The sequence below is a fragment of the Streptomyces sp. NPDC047869 genome, assembly GCF_040704065.1.
GTDB lineage: Bacteria > Actinomycetota > Actinomycetes > Streptomycetales > Streptomycetaceae > Streptomyces.
In genome coordinates this window covers 57,818-77,424 of the sequence record NZ_JBEYRK010000029.1, presented here as the reverse complement: position 1 = coordinate 77,424, position 19,607 = coordinate 57,818, and the positions used below count along the sequence as shown (strand labels likewise).

General features: G+C 76.4%; 1 protein-coding gene. It reads left to right on the top strand.

Features of this window, described 5'->3' with window-relative positions; translation table 11 throughout:
* Positions 1–688: 688 nt before the first annotated feature.
* Positions 689–19,603, top strand: coding sequence for a non-ribosomal peptide synthase/polyketide synthase (locus AB0924_RS29660; protein WP_366913003.1), 18,915 nt, complete (start codon positions 689–691; stop codon positions 19,601–19,603).
* Positions 19,604–19,607: the final 4 nt, after the last annotated feature.

Sequence of the window (19,607 nt, the reverse complement as noted above, 5' to 3'; positions counted from 1 at the left end):
CGCCGGTCCGGCCGGTACTCCGCGACTCCGGTGATGCCACGCCGGACCCGCGGTTGGGGTGCACCGGCCCGCCGGGGCGGCCGTGCCCGGCCCTTCCGGCGACGGCCTTTCCGGTGACGGTCCCTCCGGCGACGGGCGTGTCGGCCGAGCCTGTGGTCCGAACCGGGCGGCACCGGTCGGTGGAGCCGGTGGCCGGTCGCCGGGCAGGCGGTTCGGCCGGCGGCCCGAGCGTTTCCGGCCGGGCCGGCCGGTGGACGCGCCGCCGGGTCCGGAGGGCCGGGTGCCGGAGTCGGAGGGCATGGTGCCGGAGCCGGTGGGCGGGCCATCGGCTCGGCGGGTCGGGCCGCCAGGACGCCGGGCCGTCGGGTTCCACCGCCTGGAGCTCCGGCCCTCCCACCGGACTCGACGGCGGGCGGCCCGCCGGGTGGCCCGCCCACCGGATCCGGTGAGCCGGCCGGCGGCCCGGTCACCCCGTCACGCACCGGCGCCCCGCCCAGCCCCTTGCCGTACCAGGCCGCCCACCTGCCCGCCCGTTCGCTCCCGCACCAGGTCACCGCAGCAGCAGTACCGGCCCACCGTCGCGCACACCGGCGTGTCACCTCCGATCCGGCGCACCGCCCGCGAGGCAGGGCCGGGGTCGTCCGTGTGGCCCGCGCCGCATCGTCCCGCTCCCCAAAGGACTTCACCCATGACGGACCTGCACGACAAGCCCGCACCGGCGTCCTCCCTGCCGCAGGCCGGTCCCGCCGCCGGCGCGCCGCGGAGCGCGGCGGATCCGGCGTATCCGACGCTCGGCGAACTGTTTACCGCCTGGGTGGCCCGCACCCCGGACGCGCCGGCCCTCACCGACGGCCGGCGCACCTGGACCTACCGCGAACTCGCCACGCGCGCCGACCGGTTGGCCGCCCATCTCTTACGGCGGGGCGCAGGTCCCGACCAGGTCGTGGCGCTCGTCCTGCCGCGCTCCATGGAGCTGATCGCCGCGGAGCTGGCCGTCGCCCGGGCGGGCGCCGCCTTCCTGCCCGTGGACCCCGCCTACCCCGCCGAGCGCCGGGCGCTGATGCTCGCCGACGCCGGCCCCGCCGTCACCCTGGACGATCCGCGCCGGGTCGCCGAGTTGCTCGGCACCGGTGAGCCGCCGGACACCGGGGACACGGGACACGTCTGCCCGGACCACGCGGCCTACGTCATCTACACGTCCGGCTCCACCGGCACCCCCAAGGGCGTGACCGTCACCCACCGCGGCATCGGCGGCTTCGTCTCGGCCGCCGCCGAACGGTATGCGGTGGGTCCTGGCGACCGGGTGCTCCAGTTCTCCTCGCCGAGCTTCGACGCCTCCGTCCTGGAACTGTTCGTCTCCGTCCTGTCCGGCGCCACGCTCGTCGTACCTCCGCGGGGGCCCTGGCTGGGCGACGAACTCGCCGGAGTCCTGGACGAGCACCACATCACCCACGCCCTCATCCCGCCCGCCGCGCTGGCCACCCTGCCCGACCCCGCCCAGGGCACCGGACGCCACCTGCGCACCCTGATCGTGGGCGCCGAGGCCTGCTCGGCCGCGCTCGTCGACCGCTGGGCACCCGGCCGCCGCATGATCAACAGCTATGGTCCGACCGAGACCACGATCGTCGCCACCTGGACCGGGCCGCTCGGCGCCGGCCGCGGCACGCCGACGATCGGCGGCGCCCTGCCGCACACCCGGGCGTACGTGCTCGACGCCGGGATGCGGCCCGTACCGCCCGGCGCGGACGGTGAGTTGTTCGTGGGCGGCGACGCCGTGGCCCGCGGCTACCTGGGCCGCCCGGGCCTGACCGCCGCGCGCTTCGTCGCCGACCCGTTCGGCCCGTCCGGTGCCCGCCTGTACCGCACCGGGGACCGCGTCCGCCGGACCGCGGCGGGGGAGCTGGAGTTCCTGGGCCGGCTGGACCGGCAGGTGAAGATCCGCGGCTTCCGGATCGAGCCGGGCGAGATCGAGGCGGCGCTGCGCCGGGCCGGCGCCGGCGCGGTCGGCGAGGCCGTGGTCGTGGTACGCGAGGACGAGCCGGGCCACCAGCGCCTCGTCGGCTACGTCACCGCGTCCGAACAGCCGCCCGCCGCCGACCCGGCCGCAGCCCCCGCCCAGGCCGATCCCACCGCGCCCGCGCCCTCCGCGGCCCCGGCCGCACCCGCCCCGCACCCCGCCCGCCCCCTCGACCCGGTCGCCCTGCGTGCCGCCGTCGCCGCGGTGCTGCCCGCGCACATGGTGCCCTCCGCCCTCGTGGTACTGGACCGGATGCCGCTCACCCCGCAGCACAAGATCGACCGACGGGCGCTGCCCGCTCCGGGGCGTGCCGTCACGGCGGGACGGGTGGAGCCGCGGTCGGCCGAGGAGCGGGCACTCGCCGCGATCTGGGCGCAGGTGCTGGGCGTCGGCGAGGTCGGGGTCACCGACGACTTCTTCGACCTGGGCGGAGAGTCGATCCTCGCCGCCCGTGTCCTCGCCCGCGTCCGCGACGAGCTGGGCGTCCGGCTGACCGTGCGGGACGTGTTCACCGCGCGGACCGTCGCCGCTCTCGCCCCGCTGCTCGCCGACCCGGCGGCCGCCGCGGCGCCGGAGCCGATCCCGCCGGCGCCGCGCGAGGGCGGCCTGCCGCTGTCCAGCGCGCAGCGCCGGCTGTGGTACCTGGACGACCTCACCGCGGGCGGCACCGAGTACAACACCGGTGTGGCCCTGCGGCTGCGCGGCGCGCTGGACCCGGACGCGCTGCGCCGCTCCCTGCTCCGTCTCGCGGCCCGGCACGCCTCCCTGCGCACCACCTTCCCGACCGTCGACGGGCAGGGCGTCCAGCGTGTCGCGCCCGAGCCCGAACTGCCCCTGCGGACGGCCGACGTCACCGGTGTACCCGACGCGCGCCGCGCCGAGGCCGCCGAGGCCCTGCTCACCGAGGAGCTGAGCCGCCCGTACGACCTGGCGGCCGGCCCGCTCACCCGGGGCCTGCTCGTCCGGCTCGCCACCGAGGACCACCTGCTGCTCCTGGCCCAGCACCACATCGTCACCGACGGCTGGTCGGTGGGCGTCCTCACCCGCGAACTGGCCGCCCTCTACCACGCGGAGACCACCGGCGAACCCGACGCGCTGCCTCAACCCCCGCTGCAGTACCCGGACTTCGCGGTGTGGGAGCGGGCGCGGCGGGCCGGTGACGCGGACGCCGGCGACCTGGCGTACTGGAAGCGCCACCTGGCGGGCATCCAGCAACTGGAACTGCCCACGGACCGGCCGCGTCCCGCCGTACGCACCACCGCCGGCGCCGCCCACCGGCACACCCTGCCGGCGGAGCTGACCAACCGGCTGCGGCAGCTCGCCGCGGGCCGTGGCACCACGCTGTTCACCCTGTTCACGGGCGCCGCGGCCCTGCTGTTCTCCCGCTACTCGGGACAGCGGGACATCGCGTTCGGCACCGTCACCAACGGCCGCGGCCGGCGGGACCTGGAGGACGTGCCGGGCTTCTTCGCCAACACGGTCGTGCTCCGCGGCGAGGTGGACGAGCGGGCGACCGTGGACCGGTTCGTGGAGACCATGCGGACGACGGTGCTGGACGCCTTCGCCCATGACGGCGTCCCGTTCGACCGGGTGGTGGAGGAACTGGCCCCGCCCCGCGACCCGAGCCGCACCCCGCTGGTCCAGGCGCTCGTCGTGCAGCAGACCGCGCTGCCGGTGCCGCCGCTCGCCGGCGGCCTGCGCGTCGGCGAACACCCGCTGCCCCGCCCGGCCGCCCGCTTCGACCTGGTTCTGGAGTTCACGCCGGACGCGGACGGCGGCTGCGCGCTGACCGCCGAGTTCAACACGGACCTGTTCGACGCGGCGACCGTGGCCCGGATGACCGCCCATCTGCACCGGCTGCTGGAGGGCATGGCGGACGGCCCCGGCCGCACCCTGGCCGAACTGCCCATGCTCGCCGCCCAGGAACGGCGCACCCTGGTCGACACCTGGAACCCGCCCGCCCGCCCGGCGAGGCAGACCGCGTACGGCACGCTCCCCGGACTGCTGCACGCCACGGCGGCCCGCACCCCGGACCGTACCGCCGTCGTCTGCGGTCCGGTCCGGCTGGACTACGCCGAGGTCGCCCGGCGCGCCAACCGGCTGGCCCGGCTGCTCGTCGAGCGCGGTGCCGGACCGGAGGACCTGGTCGCCCTGTGCCTGCCGCGCTCCGCCGACCTCGTGCCCGTGCTGTGGGCGGTGCTCACCGCCGGCGCCGGCTATCTGCCCGTCGACCCGGCCTACCCCGCCGAGCGCGTCCGCCTCATGCTCGACGACGCCCGGCCCGCCCTCGTGATCGCCACCCGCGAGACCGCCGCCGCCCTGCCGCCGGAGTGCGCACCGCTGCTCCTGGAGGACTGCGCCGCGCCGGACGTGGCCGACACCGCGCTGACCGACGCCGACCGGGTCCGGCCGCTGCTGCCGGAACATCCCGCCTACGTCATCTACACCTCCGGTTCCACCGGCCGCCCCAAGGGCGTGGTGGTCACCCACCGCAGTGTCGCCGCGCTGGCGGAGTGGGCGCGGGAGCGGTTCGGCGCCGAGGAGCCGGCCCATGTGGTCGCCTCCACCTCGCTCAACTTCGACGTCTCGGTCTTCGAACTGCTCTGCCCCCTGGCGGCCGGCGGCACCGTCGAGGTGGTCGCCGATCTGCCGGCCCTCGCCGACGGGGCCCGTCCCCGGCGGGCCGGCCTGCTCAGCGGGGTGCCGTCCGTCGTCTCCCGGCTCATCGCGGGCGGCACGGCGCCGGTGACCGCCGCGACCGTCGTCCTCGCCGGTGAGGCCCTGCCCCTCCAGACGGTCCACGATCTGCGGGCCGCCATGCCCGGCTGCCGGATCGCCAACATCTACGGCCCCACCGAGGCCACCGTGTACGCCACCGCCTGGTTCGCCGGCGACCGGCTGCCTGAGCAGGCCCCGCCCATCGGCGGCCCGGTGGCGCTCACCCGCTGCTACGTCCTCGACGGCCGCCTGCGCCCCCAGCCTGTCGGCGTCACCGGCGAGTTGTATCTCGGGGGCGGCGGTCTGGCCCGCGGCTACCTGAACCGCGCCGGACTCACCGCGGCCCGGTTCGTCGCCGACCCGTTCGGCGCGCCGGGGGAGCGCATGTACCGCACCGGCGACCTGGTGCGCCGGCGTCCCGACGGCGAGCTGGAGTACGTCGGCCGGATCGACCAGCAGGTCAAGGTCCGCGGCTTCCGTATCGAACTGGGCGAGGTGGAGGAGGCGCTGCGCGGCTGCGCGGGCGTCGCCGAGGCGGCGGCCGTCGCCGCCACCGACGCCGACGGCCACCGGCGCCTGGCCGGCTACATCGTCCCGGCCGCCGGGGAGCGGGCGGAACCCGACGCCCTACGCCGGGAACTCGGCCGTACGCTGCCCGACTACATGGTCCCGTCGGCCTTCGTCGTGCTGGACGCCCTGCCGCTCAACCCGAACGGCAAGGTCGACCGCGGCAGGCTCCCCGACCCGGGGCCCGCCGTGCGCGCGGTACGGCACGTCGCGCCCCGCACGCCCACCGAGCGGACCCTCGCCGCGATCCTGGCCGAGGTGCTGCGCGTGGAGCGGGTCGGCGTCGACGACAACTTCTTCGAACTGGGCGGCGACTCGATCCTCAGCATCCAGGTGGTGGCCCGCGCCCGGCAGGAGGGCCTGCCGCTCACCTCCCGGGACGTCTACCGGCACCAGACGGTGGCCGCCCTCGCGCACTGCGCGGACGCCGCCACGGGCCCGCGCGAGGCCGCCCCCGCACCGGAGGCGGCCACCGGCACGGCGCCGCTGACGCCCATCCAGCGCTGGCTGTTCGGTACCGCCGGCGAACGCGCCGGCCACTTCTCCCAGGCGCTGTCCGTACGCATGCCCGAGGACCTGGATCCGGCGGCGCTGGAAGCGGCCCTGAACGACCTGGCCGCCCACCACGACGCCCTCCGTTCCCGCTTCACCCCCGGCGACACGGCGGACACCGCCGGCTGGCGCGTCGACGAGGGGGCGCCCCGCCTCCGCCTGGACCGCCACACCGGCCCCGAGACGGACACCCCGCACTTCGGCCCGTTCGACCTCGCCCGGGGACCGCTGCTGCGGGCCGTGCTGCACGACTCCGGCTCCGGTCGGCCCGCCGTGCTCCACCTCGCCGTCCACCACCTCGTCGTCGACGGCGTGTCGTGGCGGGTGCTGCTGGAGGACCTGGACCGCGCCTACCGGGCCCGCCGCGCCGGTGAGGACGGCGCCGCGGCCCTGCCCGCGAAGTCCTCGCCGCTGCGGCAGTGGGCCCGCAGGCTGAACGCCCACGCGGCGGACGGCGGCTTCGACGACGAGCGCGCCTACTGGGCCGAGGCGGTCCCCGGCACCGAACCGGCCCTGCCCGCCGGGCTGACGGGCGGCCCCGGCACCGAACCGGCCCTGCCCGCCGGGCTGACGGGCGGCCCCGGCACCTACGCCGAGCAGCGCTCGCTGTCCGTGCGCCTGGACCCCGAGGCGACCTCGGCCCTGCTGCGCACGCTGCCCGACACCTACCGCACCCAGGCCAACGACGTCCTGCTCAGCGCCCTCGGCCGGGCGCTGTGCGGCTGGAGCGGCCGGGACCGGGTGGTGGTCGACGTCGAGGGACACGGCCGCGAGGAACTCTTCCCCGATCTGGACATCAGCCGCACGGTCGGCTGGTTCACCACCCGGTACCCCGTCGCGCTCACCGTCCCCGAGGACGCCGGCTGGGACGCCGTACTGAAGCGGGTCAAGGAGCAGTTGCGCGCCGTACCGCGGCACGGCCTGGGCCACGACGCGCTGCTCCGGCTGCCCTGCCCCGGTGCGGCCCCGCGCACCGCCGAGGCGCAGATCAGCTTCAACTACCTCGGCCGCATGGACACTTCTCAGGACCCCGACGGCCTCTACCGGGGCACCGTGCGCCCGCTGGAGCTGGACGCCGACCCCGCGGCCGAGCGCCCGCACGCCCTCGAGGTCGTCGGGCAACTCGTCGGCGAAAGCCTTGAGTTCACCTGGTTCTACGCGGACCGGCCGGGCCAGGAGCACACGGTCGCGGACCTCGCCGGGCGCTTCGCCGACGCGCTCGCCGACCTGGCCCGGCACGCCGTCCGGCCCGGAGCCGCCGGCCGCACCCCGTCCGACTTCCCGCTGGCCCGCCTCGACCAGGCCGCCGTGGACCGGATCACCGGCGCGGACCCGGCCGCGGTGGCCGACGTCCTGCCGCTCACGCCCACCCAGGCGGGCATGCTCTTCCACGGCCTGTCCCAGGACGACCGCGGCGTCTACGTCCAGCAGCTGACGTTCGTGCTGGACGGCGTGCCCGACCCGGCGGCCCTCGCCGCCGCCTGGCAGCACGTGACCGACCGCGCCGAGGTGCTGCGCGGCCGGGTCGTCTGGCAGGACGTACCCGAACCGCTGCTGGTGGTGGAGCGCCGCACGGCCGTGCCCGTCACCCACCTGGACTGGCGCGAACCGACCGAGGACGAGCGCCGCGCCCGGCTCGACGACCTGCTGGCCCGGGACCGCGCCGAGGGCATCGACCTCGGGCGGGCCCCGCTCCAGCGGCTGCTGCTCGCGCGCGTCTCCGGCACCGCGGTGCGTGTGGTGTGGTCCTTCCACCACCTGCTGCTGGACGGCTGGAGCATGTTCCAGGTGCTCTCGGACGTCTTCGCGCACCACGCCGGGGCGGGTCCCGACACTCTCCCGCACCGCCCGCCCTACCGGGACTACGTGGCCTGGCTGCGCCTGCGCGACCGGGAAGCGGCCGAACAGCACTGGCGGCGCCGCCTGTCCGGCCTGACCGAGGCCACGGCGCTGCCCTACGACCGTGAGCCGCGCGAGGCCCACCGCGCCGAGTCCACGCACGCGGTCCACGAGACGCTGCCCGCCGCCACCACGCGGGCGCTGGAAGAGCTGGCCCGCACCTCCGGCCTCACCCTGAACACGCTGGTGCAGGGCGCCTGGGCGCTGCTGCTGGCCCGGCAGGCGGGCCGGGACGAGGTGGTGTTCGGCACCACCGTGTCCGGCCGGCCGCCCGAGCTGCCCGGCGCCGAGGCCATGACCGGCCTGTTCATCACCACCCTGCCCACCCGGGTCACCGTCCCCGGCGACGGCACCCTGACCGACTGGCTGCGCACGCTCCAGCAGGACCAGAGCGAGGACCGGCGCTTCGACCACCTGCCGCTCACCCGCATGAAGACGCTCACCGGACTCCCGGACCGCGTGGGGCTGTTCGACAGCATCCTCGTCTTCGAGAACTACCCGGTGGACGACGACCTCGCCGCCGCCCACGGGCTGCGCCTGACCGGCCTGGAGGGCGTCGAGACCACCAACTACCCGCTGAGCCTCACCGTCTACCCGGGAGCGGAACTGGCCCTGCGGCTGGGCTACGACCCCGAACTGTTCGACGCCGGCACCGCCGCCCGCCTGGCCGAGTATCTGACCGTCCTGCTCACCGGGATGACCACCGGCTCCCGACGGCCGCCCGCCCGGCTGCAGCTGCTCGGTCGGGACCGCCGCGAGCAGGTGCTGCACGTCTGGAACGACACGGCCACCGAGCTGCCCGACACCAGCGTCGCCGGGCTCTTCGCCGCACAGGTGGACCGGACTCCCGACGCCGTGGCCCTGGACGCCGGGGGCGAGCACCTCACCTACCGCGAACTGGACGCCCGTGCCGCACGGCTGGCGGCCCGGCTGGCCGGACTCGGGGTACGGCCGGAGTATCCGGTCGGTGTCCTCATGGACCGCTCCGCCGAGCTGATCGTCACCCAGCTGGCGCTCGTGCGCACCGGTGGCGTCTGCGTGCCGCTGGACGGCAGGGCACCGGCCGAGCGGCTGCGCCGGATGCTGACCGAGGCCGGCGCCGGCCTGCTGCTCACCGACGCCGCCTGGGAGGAGACGGCCCGGGAGGTGCTGCCCGGCGACAACGTCCTGCGCGTCGACGCCGGCTCCGGCGCCGGCGGTCCGGTCCCCGCCCACGCCGTCCACCCGGACAACGTCCAGTATCTGATGTTCACTTCGGGCTCCACCGGCACCCCCAAGGGCGTCGCGGTACGCCAGCGGGACGTCGTCGCCCTCGCCCTGGACCGGTCCTTCGCCGGGCACGACCGCGTCCTGGTGCACTCGCCGCACGCCTTCGACGCCGCCACCTACGAGGTGTGGGTGCCGCTGCTGCGCGGCGGCACGGCCGTCCTCGCACCGCCCACCGACGTGGACGCCGCGCAGGTCCGGCGCGCGGTCACCGAGCAGCGGGTGAGCTGCCTGTTCCTGACCGCGGGCCTGTTCCGCCTGCTCGCGCAGGAGGACCCCGGCTGTCTGCGCGGCGCCCGCGAGGTGTGGACGGGCGGCGAGGCCGTGCCGGGCGCGGTCGTGCGCCGGGTCCTGGACGCCTGCCCCGGCCTGACCGTCGTCGACGTCTACGGCCCCACCGAGACCACCGCCTTCGCCACCCGCCGCTACTTCCGGTCCGGCGACCCGCTGCCCGCCGTGCTGCCCATCGGCCGCCCGCTCGACAACACCCGCGTGTACGTCCTGGACGCCGCCCTCCAGCCCCAGCCCCCTGGCATTCTCGGCGAGTTGTACATCGCCGGCGCCGGCCTGGCCCGGGGCTACGCGGGCCGGCCGGGGGCGACCGCCGCCCGCTACCTCGCCGACCCCTACGGCCCGCCCGGCACGCGCATGTACCGCACCGGCGACATCGTGCGCTGGAGCGACGACGGCGAGCTGCACTTCGTCGGCCGCGCGGACGACCAGATCAAGATCCGCGGCTTCCGCGTCGAACCCGCCGAGATCGAGGCCCTGCTCACCGCCCACCCGGCCGTCGCCGAGGCCGTCGTCTCCCTGTACGAGCACGGCGGACGCAAGCGGCTGGCCGCCCACCTCGTGCCGGCCGGCGCCACGACGCCCTCCGCCGCCGAACTGCGCACCCACCTGGCGGCCGGACTGCCCGACTACATGCTGCCCGCCGCGTTCGTCACCGTGCCGGAGCTGCCGCTGACCGCCAACGGCAAGGTCGACCGGCGCCGGCTGCCCGCCCCCGACTGGTCGGCGGGCGGCGAGCGGGCCCACCGCGCCCCGCGCACCGACACCGAGCGGATCCTCGCCGGGATCTGGGCCGAGCTGCTCGGCGTGGACCGGGTCGGCGTGGACGACAACTTCTTCATGCTGGGCGGCGACTCCATCCTCAGCATCCAGGTGGTCTCCCGGGCCCGGGCCGCGGGACTCGCGCTGAGCCCCCGCGACCTCTTCCGGCGCCCCACCGTGGCCGAACTCGCCGCCGCCACCGGCGGCGCCGCGCCCGCCGTCGCCGGCACCGAACCGGTCGGCGGAGCGGCGGATCTCCTGCCGATCCAGCACTGGTTCCTTCACCCGCGCCCGGCACACCCCGAGTTCTTCAACCAGTCCGTCGTCATCGAGGCGGCCGGCGCCGTCGACCAGGACGCCCTGCGCGCCGCCCTCACCGCCCTGTGGACGCACCACGACGCCCTGCGCGCCCGGTTCGCCCCCGACGGCGACGGCACCTGGCGCCAGGACGTCGCCGCCGCCGACGCCCCGGTCCCCGAACTGCTCCAGGTCCACGACCGGGCCGACGAGGAACGCGCCACCACGGCCGCGCACACCGGACTCCGGCTGGACACCGGCCCGTTGCTCGCCGCCCGCCTGTTCACCGACGACGGCACCGGGCCCGCCCGGCTGATCCTGGTCGCCCACCACCTGGTGGTCGACGGCGTCTCCTGGCGGATCCTGCTGGAGGACCTGGAGACCGCCTACCGGCAGGCCGCGTCCGGCGAACCCGTGACCCTGCCCGCCCGCACCACCTCCGTGCGGGAGTGGGCCCGCCGGCTGCGCGACCACGGCCGATTCGCCGACGGGCTCGCCCACTGGGAGCGCGCCGCCCGCGCCTGCGCCGGCCCGCTGCCCGTGGACGCCGACGGCGGCAACACCATGGCCGACGTCCGCGAGGTCACCGTCCGGCTGGACCGCGAACGCACCGACGGCCTCCTGCGCCGCGTCCCCGGCGTCTACCGCACCCGCGTCGACGACGTCCTGCTCACCGCGCTCGGCCGCGTCCTCGCCGACTGGGCCGGACGCGACACCGTCGCCGTCGGCCTGGAGGGGCACGGCCGCGAGGACCAGCTCTTCGAGGACGTCGACCTGTCCCGCACGGTCGGCTGGTTCACCTCCCTGTATCCCGTCGCCCTGACCGTCCCGGCGGGGGACTGGGGCACCGCCCTGAAGGCGGTCAAGGAGCAGCTGCGGGCCGTACCCGACCGCGGGCTCGGCTACGGCGTGCTGCGCCACCTCGCCCGCGACGAGCGGCTCACCGGCGCACCCGGGCCCGGCATCACCTTCAACTACCTGGGCCGCTTCGACTGGTCCGCCGACACCGGCGCCCTGATCGGGTCCGTGCCCGGGGGCCTCGGCGGCGCGGAGGCCCCCGGCAGCGAGCGGCCGCACCTGCTGGACGTCGTGGCCCGGGTCGAGGACGACCGGCTGGAGATCACCTGGTACTACAGCGCCGGACGGCACCGCGCGGAGACCGTCACCGCGCTGGCGGAGGGCATGCTGCGGGCGCTCGGCGACATCGTCGCGCACTGCGCCCTGCCGGACGCGGGCGGCCGTACCCCGTCGGACTTCCCGCTGGCCCGGCTGGACCAGGCCGCCGTGGACCGGATCGCCGGGGACGGCCGGGACGTCGCGGACGTCCACCCGCTGACCCCCATGCAGGCCGGCATGCTCTTCCACAGTCTGCTCGACGCCGACAGCCGTACCTACGTCAACCAGGCGCAGATGGTGCTGTCCGGCGTCACCGACCCCCACGCGTTCGCCGAGGCATGGCAGCACACCGCGGACGCCAACCCGGTGCTGCGCACCCACCTGGTGTGGCGGGAGACCCCCGAACCGCTCCAGGTCGTCCGGCACCGGGCCACCGTGCCCGTCACCCACCACGACTGGTCCGGACGGCCCGCCGGGAGCACCGCGCAGGAGCTGGACCGGCTGCTCGCCGAGGACCGGGAGAAGGGCATCGACCTCGGCGCCGCGCCCCTGATGCGGCTGATGCTGATCCGGCTGTCGCCGGACCGGGTACGGCTGGTGTGGACGTTCCACCACGTGCTGCTCGACGGCTGGAGCGCGGCCCAGGTCTTCGACGAGGTGTGCGAGCGGTACGCGGCCCTGACGGCGGGGCGCCACCCGCACGTACCCGAGCGCCGGCCCTTCGCCGACTATCTGCGCTGGCTGGCCGGGCGGGACACCGGCCGCGCCGAGCGGTACTGGCGTGCCACCCTGGCCGGCTTCCCGGCGCCCACCGAACTGCCCCGCGACCGGCGGCCCGCCGAGGCCCATCGCGCCTCCTCCTCGGGGTCGGTGCGGATGACCCTCGGCGCGGACGTCTCGGCCCGGCTGCGGGAGACCGCCCAGCGGGCCGGGCTGACCCTCAACACGGTCCTCCAGGGCGCCTGGGCACTGCTGCTGTCCCGCTACGGCGGCGGGGACGACGTGGTGTTCGGCACGACCGTCTCCGGCCGGCCCGCCGAACTGCCCGGCGTCACCTCGATGGTCGGCCTGTTCATCAACACCGTGCCCACCCGGGCCCGCGTCGACGGGCGGCGGCCGCTGCTGGACTGGCTGCGCGAACTTCAGGAAGCCCAGGCGGAGGCCCGGCGCCACGACTTCGTCTCGCTGGCCCAGGTGCAGTCGTGGAGCGAGGTGCCCGGCGGCACCGGCCTGTTCGACTCCATCGTGGTCTTCGAGAACTACCCCTTCGACGAGGAGTCCCTGTCCCGGCACGGCCTGGCCATGGATCAGGAGCGGGACCTGGAGCCGACGAACTACCCGCTCAGCGTGATCGTCGCGCCCGGTGACACCCTGGCCGTGAACCTGGACTACGACCCGGCCGCGTTCGACGCCACCACGGTGGAGGCGCTCGGCGAGAGCCTGCGCACCCTGCTGACCGGCATGGCCGACGCACCGGAGCGCCGCCTCGCCGAACTGCCGCTGCTGGACCCGGCCGAGGGGCGGGCGCTGCTGGCCCGGTTCGGCGGACCGGTGGCCGAGGCACCGCGGGGCACCCTTCCCGAGGCGTTCCGGCGGCAGGCCGGGCGCACCCCGGACGCCCCCGCCGTCCGCCACGCCGGCACCTGCCTCACCTACCGCGAACTCGACGCCCGCTCCGACCGGCTGGCCCGGCTGCTGATCGCCGCCGGCGCCGGACCCGAGCGCTTCGTCGCCCTCTGCCTGCCGCGCACCGCCGACCTGGTCGTGGCGCTCCTCGCGGTGCTCAAGAGCGGCGCCGCCTATCTGCCGGTCGACCCGCAGTACCCCGCCGAGCGCGTCGCGTTCCTCTTCGACGACGTACGGCCCGACGTCGTGATCACCGCCACGGAGACCTCCGGCCGGCTGCCCGAGGGCCCCTTCACCCGCATCCTGCTGGACGAGGAACCCGGCGGCGAGCCGGCGGACACCCCCCTCGGCGACGCCGAACGCCGCGGCACCCTGCTGCCCGGACACCCCGCCTACGTCATCCACACCTCCGGCTCGACCGGCCGCCCCAAGGGCGTGGTCGTCAGCCACGGGTCCGTACTGGCCCTGACCGACTGGGCCGCGGCCGAGTTCACCGGGCGCGGCCTTGAGCACGTGGTGGCGTCCACCTCGCTCAACTTCGACGTGTCGGTCTTCGAGATCTTCTCGCCGCTGCTGTCCGGCGGCTGCGTGGAGATCGTCCGCGACCTGCTGGCCCTCGCCGAGCGCCCCGGGCCCTGGCGGGCCGGACTGCTCAGCGCCGTACCCTCGGCCCTGGACCGGCTGCTCGCCGAGGACGCCGTCCGGATCACCGCCGACACGGTCGTCCTCGCGGGCGAGGGGCTGCCGGCCCGGACCGTGGGCCGGGTCCGCGCGGCCGTCCCCGGCAGCGAGGTGCGCAACATCTACGGCCCCACCGAGGCCACCGTCTACGCCACCGCCTTCACCTGCGACCCGGCCGACCCCGACCGCGACCCGCCGATCGGCCGGCCGCTCGGCGGCGCCCGCGCCTACGTCCTGGACGAGCGGATGCGCCCGGTGCCCGCCGGCGCGCCCGGCGAGCTGTTCCTCGCGGGGACCGGCGTCGCCCGCGGCTACCTGCGCCGCCCCGGCCTGACCGCCGGCCGCTTCCTGCCCGACCCGTTCGGCCCGCCCGGCAGCCGCATGTACCGCACCGGCGACCTGGTCCGCTGGACGGCCGACGGCGACATCGTCTACCTCGGCCGCGGTGACGACCAGGTCAAGGTGCGCGGCTTCCGCATCGAACTCGGCGAGGTGGAGGCCGCGCTGGCCCGCCACCCGGCCGTGGCCGCGGCGGCGGCCCGGGTCGTCGAACACGCGGGCCACCGCCGCCTGGTCGGCTACGTGGTGCCGCGCACGCCGGACGCGCCCGTTCCCGCGGGCCGCCGCCCGGCCGTCCCGTCACCCCGCGACGGCCATGCGGAGGACCACCCGGCCGTCCCGCCGGCCCGCGACGGCCGCGCGGAGAACCGCCCGGCCGGTCTGCCCGACACCGGTGAGCTGCGGGCGTTCCTCGCCCGCAGTCTCCCCGACCACCTGGTTCCCGCCCTCGTCGTGCCGCTGGAGCGGCTGCCGCTCGGGGCCACCGGCAAGCTCGACCGGCGGGCGCTGCCCGTGCCCGAGTGGGCCGCGCCGGCCGCCGGGAAGGTTGCCCGGCCGCCGCGCAGCGAGGCCGAGCAGACACTCGCCGCCATCTGGTGCGAGGTGCTGGGCGTGCCCGAAGTCGGCGCCGACGACAACTACTTCACGCTCGGCGGCGACTCCGTCCTCGGCATCCAGATCGTCTCCGCCGCCCGCCGGGCCGGACTCGCCCTGACACCCCGGCACCTGTTCACCCACCAGACCCTCGCCGAACTCGCCGCCGTGGCCGAGCGGATGCCCGATCCCACCGACTCCGCCGTCACCGCGGAACAGGGCCCGGTGACCGGCGACATCCCGCTCACCCCCGTGCAGCACTGGCTCCTGGACACCCTCACCGGCGACCACGCGCACTTCAGCCAGACGGTCTCCTTCGAGCTGGCCACGGACCCCGACGAGGCCGTGCTGCGGGCAGCCCTGGGCGCCGTACTGGAACATCACGACGCGCTGCGGACGCGGTTCGAGCCGGCCGGCACCGGACGGTGGCGGGCCCATGTCACCGCGCCCGGCGACGGTGACCCGCACCTGGAGGTGCACGACGGGGCGGCCCCGGACGAGGTGGCCGGGGCCCTGGGCGCCGGGTTCGACCTGGCCGGCGGGCCGCTGCTGCGGGCCGCGCTGTGCCGGCCGGGCGCCGGCGGCCGGCCGGTGCTCCTGCTCGCCGCCCACCACCTGGTCGTGGACGCCGTGTCCTGGCGGCTGATCCTGGAGGACCTGGACACCGCCCACCACGCGCTGCGGGAGGGCCGGCGCCCCGCCCTCGCCCCGAAGAGCACCTCGTTCCGGGCGTGGGCGCGGCGGCTCGCCGAGCACACCGAGGCGGGCGGCTTCGACGGCGAACTCGCCCACTGGCAGAGCGTCGACACCGACGCCGTGCTGCCCACCGACCACCCCGGCGGCGCCGGCACCGTCGCCGACGAGGACAGCGTGACCGCGGGACTCGACGCCGAGGAGACACGCCGGCTGCTCCAGGACGTGCCCGACGCCTACCGCACCCGCGTCAACGACGTCCTGCTGTGCGCGCTGGGCCGGGTCCTGGCCCGCTGGACCGGGCGGGACCGGGTCGCGGTCACCCTGGAGGGCCACGGCCGCGAGGAACTGTTCGAGGACACCGACCTCGCCCGGACCGCCGGCTGGTTCACCGCCATGTACCCCGTGGCCCTGGACGTGCCCCGGGACGCGGACACCGGCGGCGTGCTGAAGGCCGTCAAGGAGAACCTGCGGGCCGTACCGCACGGCGGACTCGGCTACGGCGCGCTGCGCTTCCTGCACCCCACGGCCGGCCGCGAGCTGCCCGCCCTGCCGCCGGTCTGCTTCAACTACCTGGGCCGGCAGGACCGCACCGGCACGCCGGGCGGCCTGCTGCACGCGCCGTACGGCGGGCTCGCCGGCGGCATGGACCGCGCCGCGGACCGGCCGTACCTCCTCGACGTGCTCGGCCAAGTCATGGACGAGCGGCTGGAGTTCACCTGGTCGTACTCCCGCCAGGTGCACCGGCGTGAGACCGTCGCCCGGCTGGCGGCCGAACTGGCCGATGAACTCCGCGAGATCGTCCGGCACTGCGCCGAACCCGGCACCGGGGGCCGCACCCCGTCCGACTTCCCGCTCGCCCCGCTGGACCAGGCGGCCGTGGACCGGCTCGCCGGCGACGGGACGGACGTGACGGACGTCTATCCGCTCACCCCCACCCAGACCGGCATGGTGATGCACGGCCTGGACGACGCCGAACACGGCCTGTACGTCGAGCAGATCACCTTCGTGGCGGACGGCGCCCGCGACCCGCGGACGCTGGCCGCCGCCTGGCAGCACGTCGTCGACCGCACGCCCGTGCTGCGCACCTCCGTCGCCCTGCACGGCGTACCCGTGCCGCTCCAGGTCGTCCACCGGGACGCGACCCTGCCGGTCACCGAGCACGACTGGAGCGGGATCCCGGCGGACCGGCACGACGCGGAGCTGGAGCGGCTGCTGGCCGAGGAGCGGGCCCGGGGGGTCGTCCTGGACCGCGCCCCGCTGCTGCGGCTCGCCCTGGTCCGGCTCGGCCCGGACGCGGTCCGCGTGGTGTGGACCTTCCACCACGTCGTGCTGGACGGCTGGAGCGTCTTCCACGTCCTGTCCGACGTCATGGCCGCACATGACGCCCTGGCCCGCGGCGAGCGGCCCCGGCTGCCCGAGCGCAGGCCGTTCGCGGACTACGCCGCCTGGCTCGCCGCCCGCGACGACCGTCAGGCCGAGGAGCACTGGCGCGGCGCCCTGGCCGGCCTCGGCGCCCCGACCCCGCTGCCCTACGACCGCAGGCCCAGCCCGGACACCACGGCCCGCTCCGGCACCTGGCTGTCCCGGCGGCTCGGCGCCGAACAGACGCACCGGCTGCTGGAGTTCGCCCGGCGGCACCGACTCACCCTCAACTCGCTGGTGCAGGGCGCCTGGGCGCTGCTGCTGGCGCGGTGGAGCGGCGAGCGGGAGGTGTGCTTCGGCACCACCGTCTCCGGGCGGCCCGCCGGCCTGCCCGGCGCCGACACCATCACCGGCCTGTTCATCACCACCCTGCCCGCCCGCGCCGAGGTCGACGGCGGCGCCCGCTGCGACACCTGGCTGCGGGCGTTCCAGGAGGCCCGGGCCGAGGACCGCCGCCACGACCACCTGCCCCTCGGCGCGCTGCACGCTCTCGCCGGACTCCCGCCGGGCACCGCCCTGTTCGACAGCCTGGTGGTGTTCGAGAACTACCCGGTCGGCGACGCCACCGCGGGCGCGCACGGACTCGCCCTGCGGGACCTGGACGCGAGGGAGGCCACCAACTACCCGCTCACCGTGGTCGTGTCACCCGGCGACCGGCTGACCGTCGAACTCGGCTACGACCCCCGGTGCTTCGACGAGGCCAGTGCCCGCTCACTGGCCGGGCAGCTGCTGCACACCCTGGACGTCCTGGCCGCCTCGGACGGCACCGCCCGCCTCGACGACCTCGACCTCCTGCCGCCGGAGCTGCGCGACCGGCTGCTGCACGGCCCGGCCCGGCCCGAGCTCGGCCCGGTGCCCGCCGTCACCCTGCCCGCCCTGGTCGAGGCCGCCGTCGACCGGTGGCCCCACGCGCCCGCGCTCGACGCGGACGGGGCGGCGCTGAGCTTCGCGGAGACGGAGGAGCGGGCCAACCGGCTCGCGCACCGGCTCATCGCCCTCGGCACCGGACCCGGCGACCTCGTCGCCCTGCTGCTGCCCCGCTCGGCCGACATGGTGCTGGCGCAGTTGGCGGTCACGAAGGCAGGCGCCGCGTTCCTGCCCGTCGACCCCGCCTACCCCGAGGAGCGGATCGCCCTGATGCTCCGCGACGCGGCCCCCGCCCTCACCCTCGACGCCAAGGAGATCGCCGGCCTGCTCACCGCCCCGCCGGACGACGTGCCGGGGCACCGGCCCACCGACGCGGACCGGACCCGCCCGCTCGACCTGGACGACCCGGCCTACGTCATCTACACCTCCGGCTCCACCGGAACCCCCAAGGGCGTCGTCGTCACCCACCGCGGCCTCGCCGCCTTCGCGGCGGCCGAGGCAGCCCATTACCAAGTAGCCCCCGGCGACCGGGTGCTGGCCTTCGCCACGCCCAGCTTCGACGCCTCCGTGCTGGAGCTGTGCGCGTCCCTGCCGCACGGCGCCCGGCTCGTCGTACCCCGGCCGGGACCGCTGCTCGGCGCCGAACTCGCCGACGTCCTGCGGGCCGGGCGCATCACCCACACCCTGCTGCCGCCGGCCGCGCTCGCCACCCTCCCGGCCGGCACCCCCGGCACCCTGCCGGACCTGAAGACGCTGATCGTGGGCGCCGACGCGTGCGGACCCGAACTCGTCGCCCGCTGGGCACCGCACCACCGCATGGTCAACTCCTACGGCCCCACGGAGGCCACCGTCGTCGCCACCTGGTCCGCCCCGCTGACGGCGGACGGCACCGCACCGCCCATCGGCCGCCCGCTGCCCGCCACCGGCGCCCACGTCCTCGACGCCCGGCTGCGGCCGGTCCCCGACGGCGTCACCGGCGAACTGTGGCTCAGCGGACCGGCACTGGCGCGCGGCTACCTCGGCCGGCCAGGACTGACCGCGGCCCGCTTCACCGCCGACCCGTTCGGACCGCCCGGCACCCGCATGTACCGTACCGGCGACCTGGTGCGCCGCGACAGCGCGGGCGAACTGCACTACCTCGGCCGCACCGACCACCAGCTCAAGCTGCGCGGTCACCGCATCGAGGCGGGCGAGGTCGAGGCGGCCCTGGTGCGCCATCCCGGCGTGCTGGACGCCGTGGTGACCGTACGCGAGGACGAACCCGGCCTGCCGCGCCTGGTCGCCCACCTGCTCACCGCCCCCGGCGCCGAACCGCCCGCCCCCGCCGAGCTGCGGGCGCTGGCCGCCCGCTCGCTGCCCGGGTACATGGTGCCGTCCGCGTTCGTGGTGCTGGACCGCTTCCCGGTCACCGAGAACGGCAAGACCGACCGGGCCGCCCTGCCCGCCCCGGCCGGCACCGGGGAACGGGACCGGCCCGAGTACGTGGCACCCCGTACCCCCACCGAGGAGGCTCTCGCGGACATCTGGGAGGAGACCCTCGAGACGGCCGTGGGCGCCGAGGACGACTACTTCCTGCTCGGCGGCGACTCCCTGCGCGCCCTGCTCATCTCCTCCCGCGCCAACGACGCGTTCGGCGTCACGCTCACCCCCCGCGACGTCCTGGTCGCCCGCACCGTCGCCGCCCTGGCGGAACTGGTGGAGGAACAGGTCCTGAGCGAACTCGAACAGGCCGCGTACGGCGACGACGCCCCGGACGCCGGGTACGCCGACGGCCGGGACCCCGCGCACGACGACGCCGATCCGGGCCCCGCGCACCACGCCGGCGGCCCGCGCCCGGCGGACGGCCACGACACCGAAGACGCCGCGTCCGGCGGCCACGACCACGAACGGTGAGGAT

Coding starts and splice junctions, on each gene's coding strand:
- AB0924_RS29660 (WP_366913003.1), top strand. CDS start 689: ATGACGGACCTGCACGACAAGCCCGCACCGGCGTCCTCCCTGCCGCAG.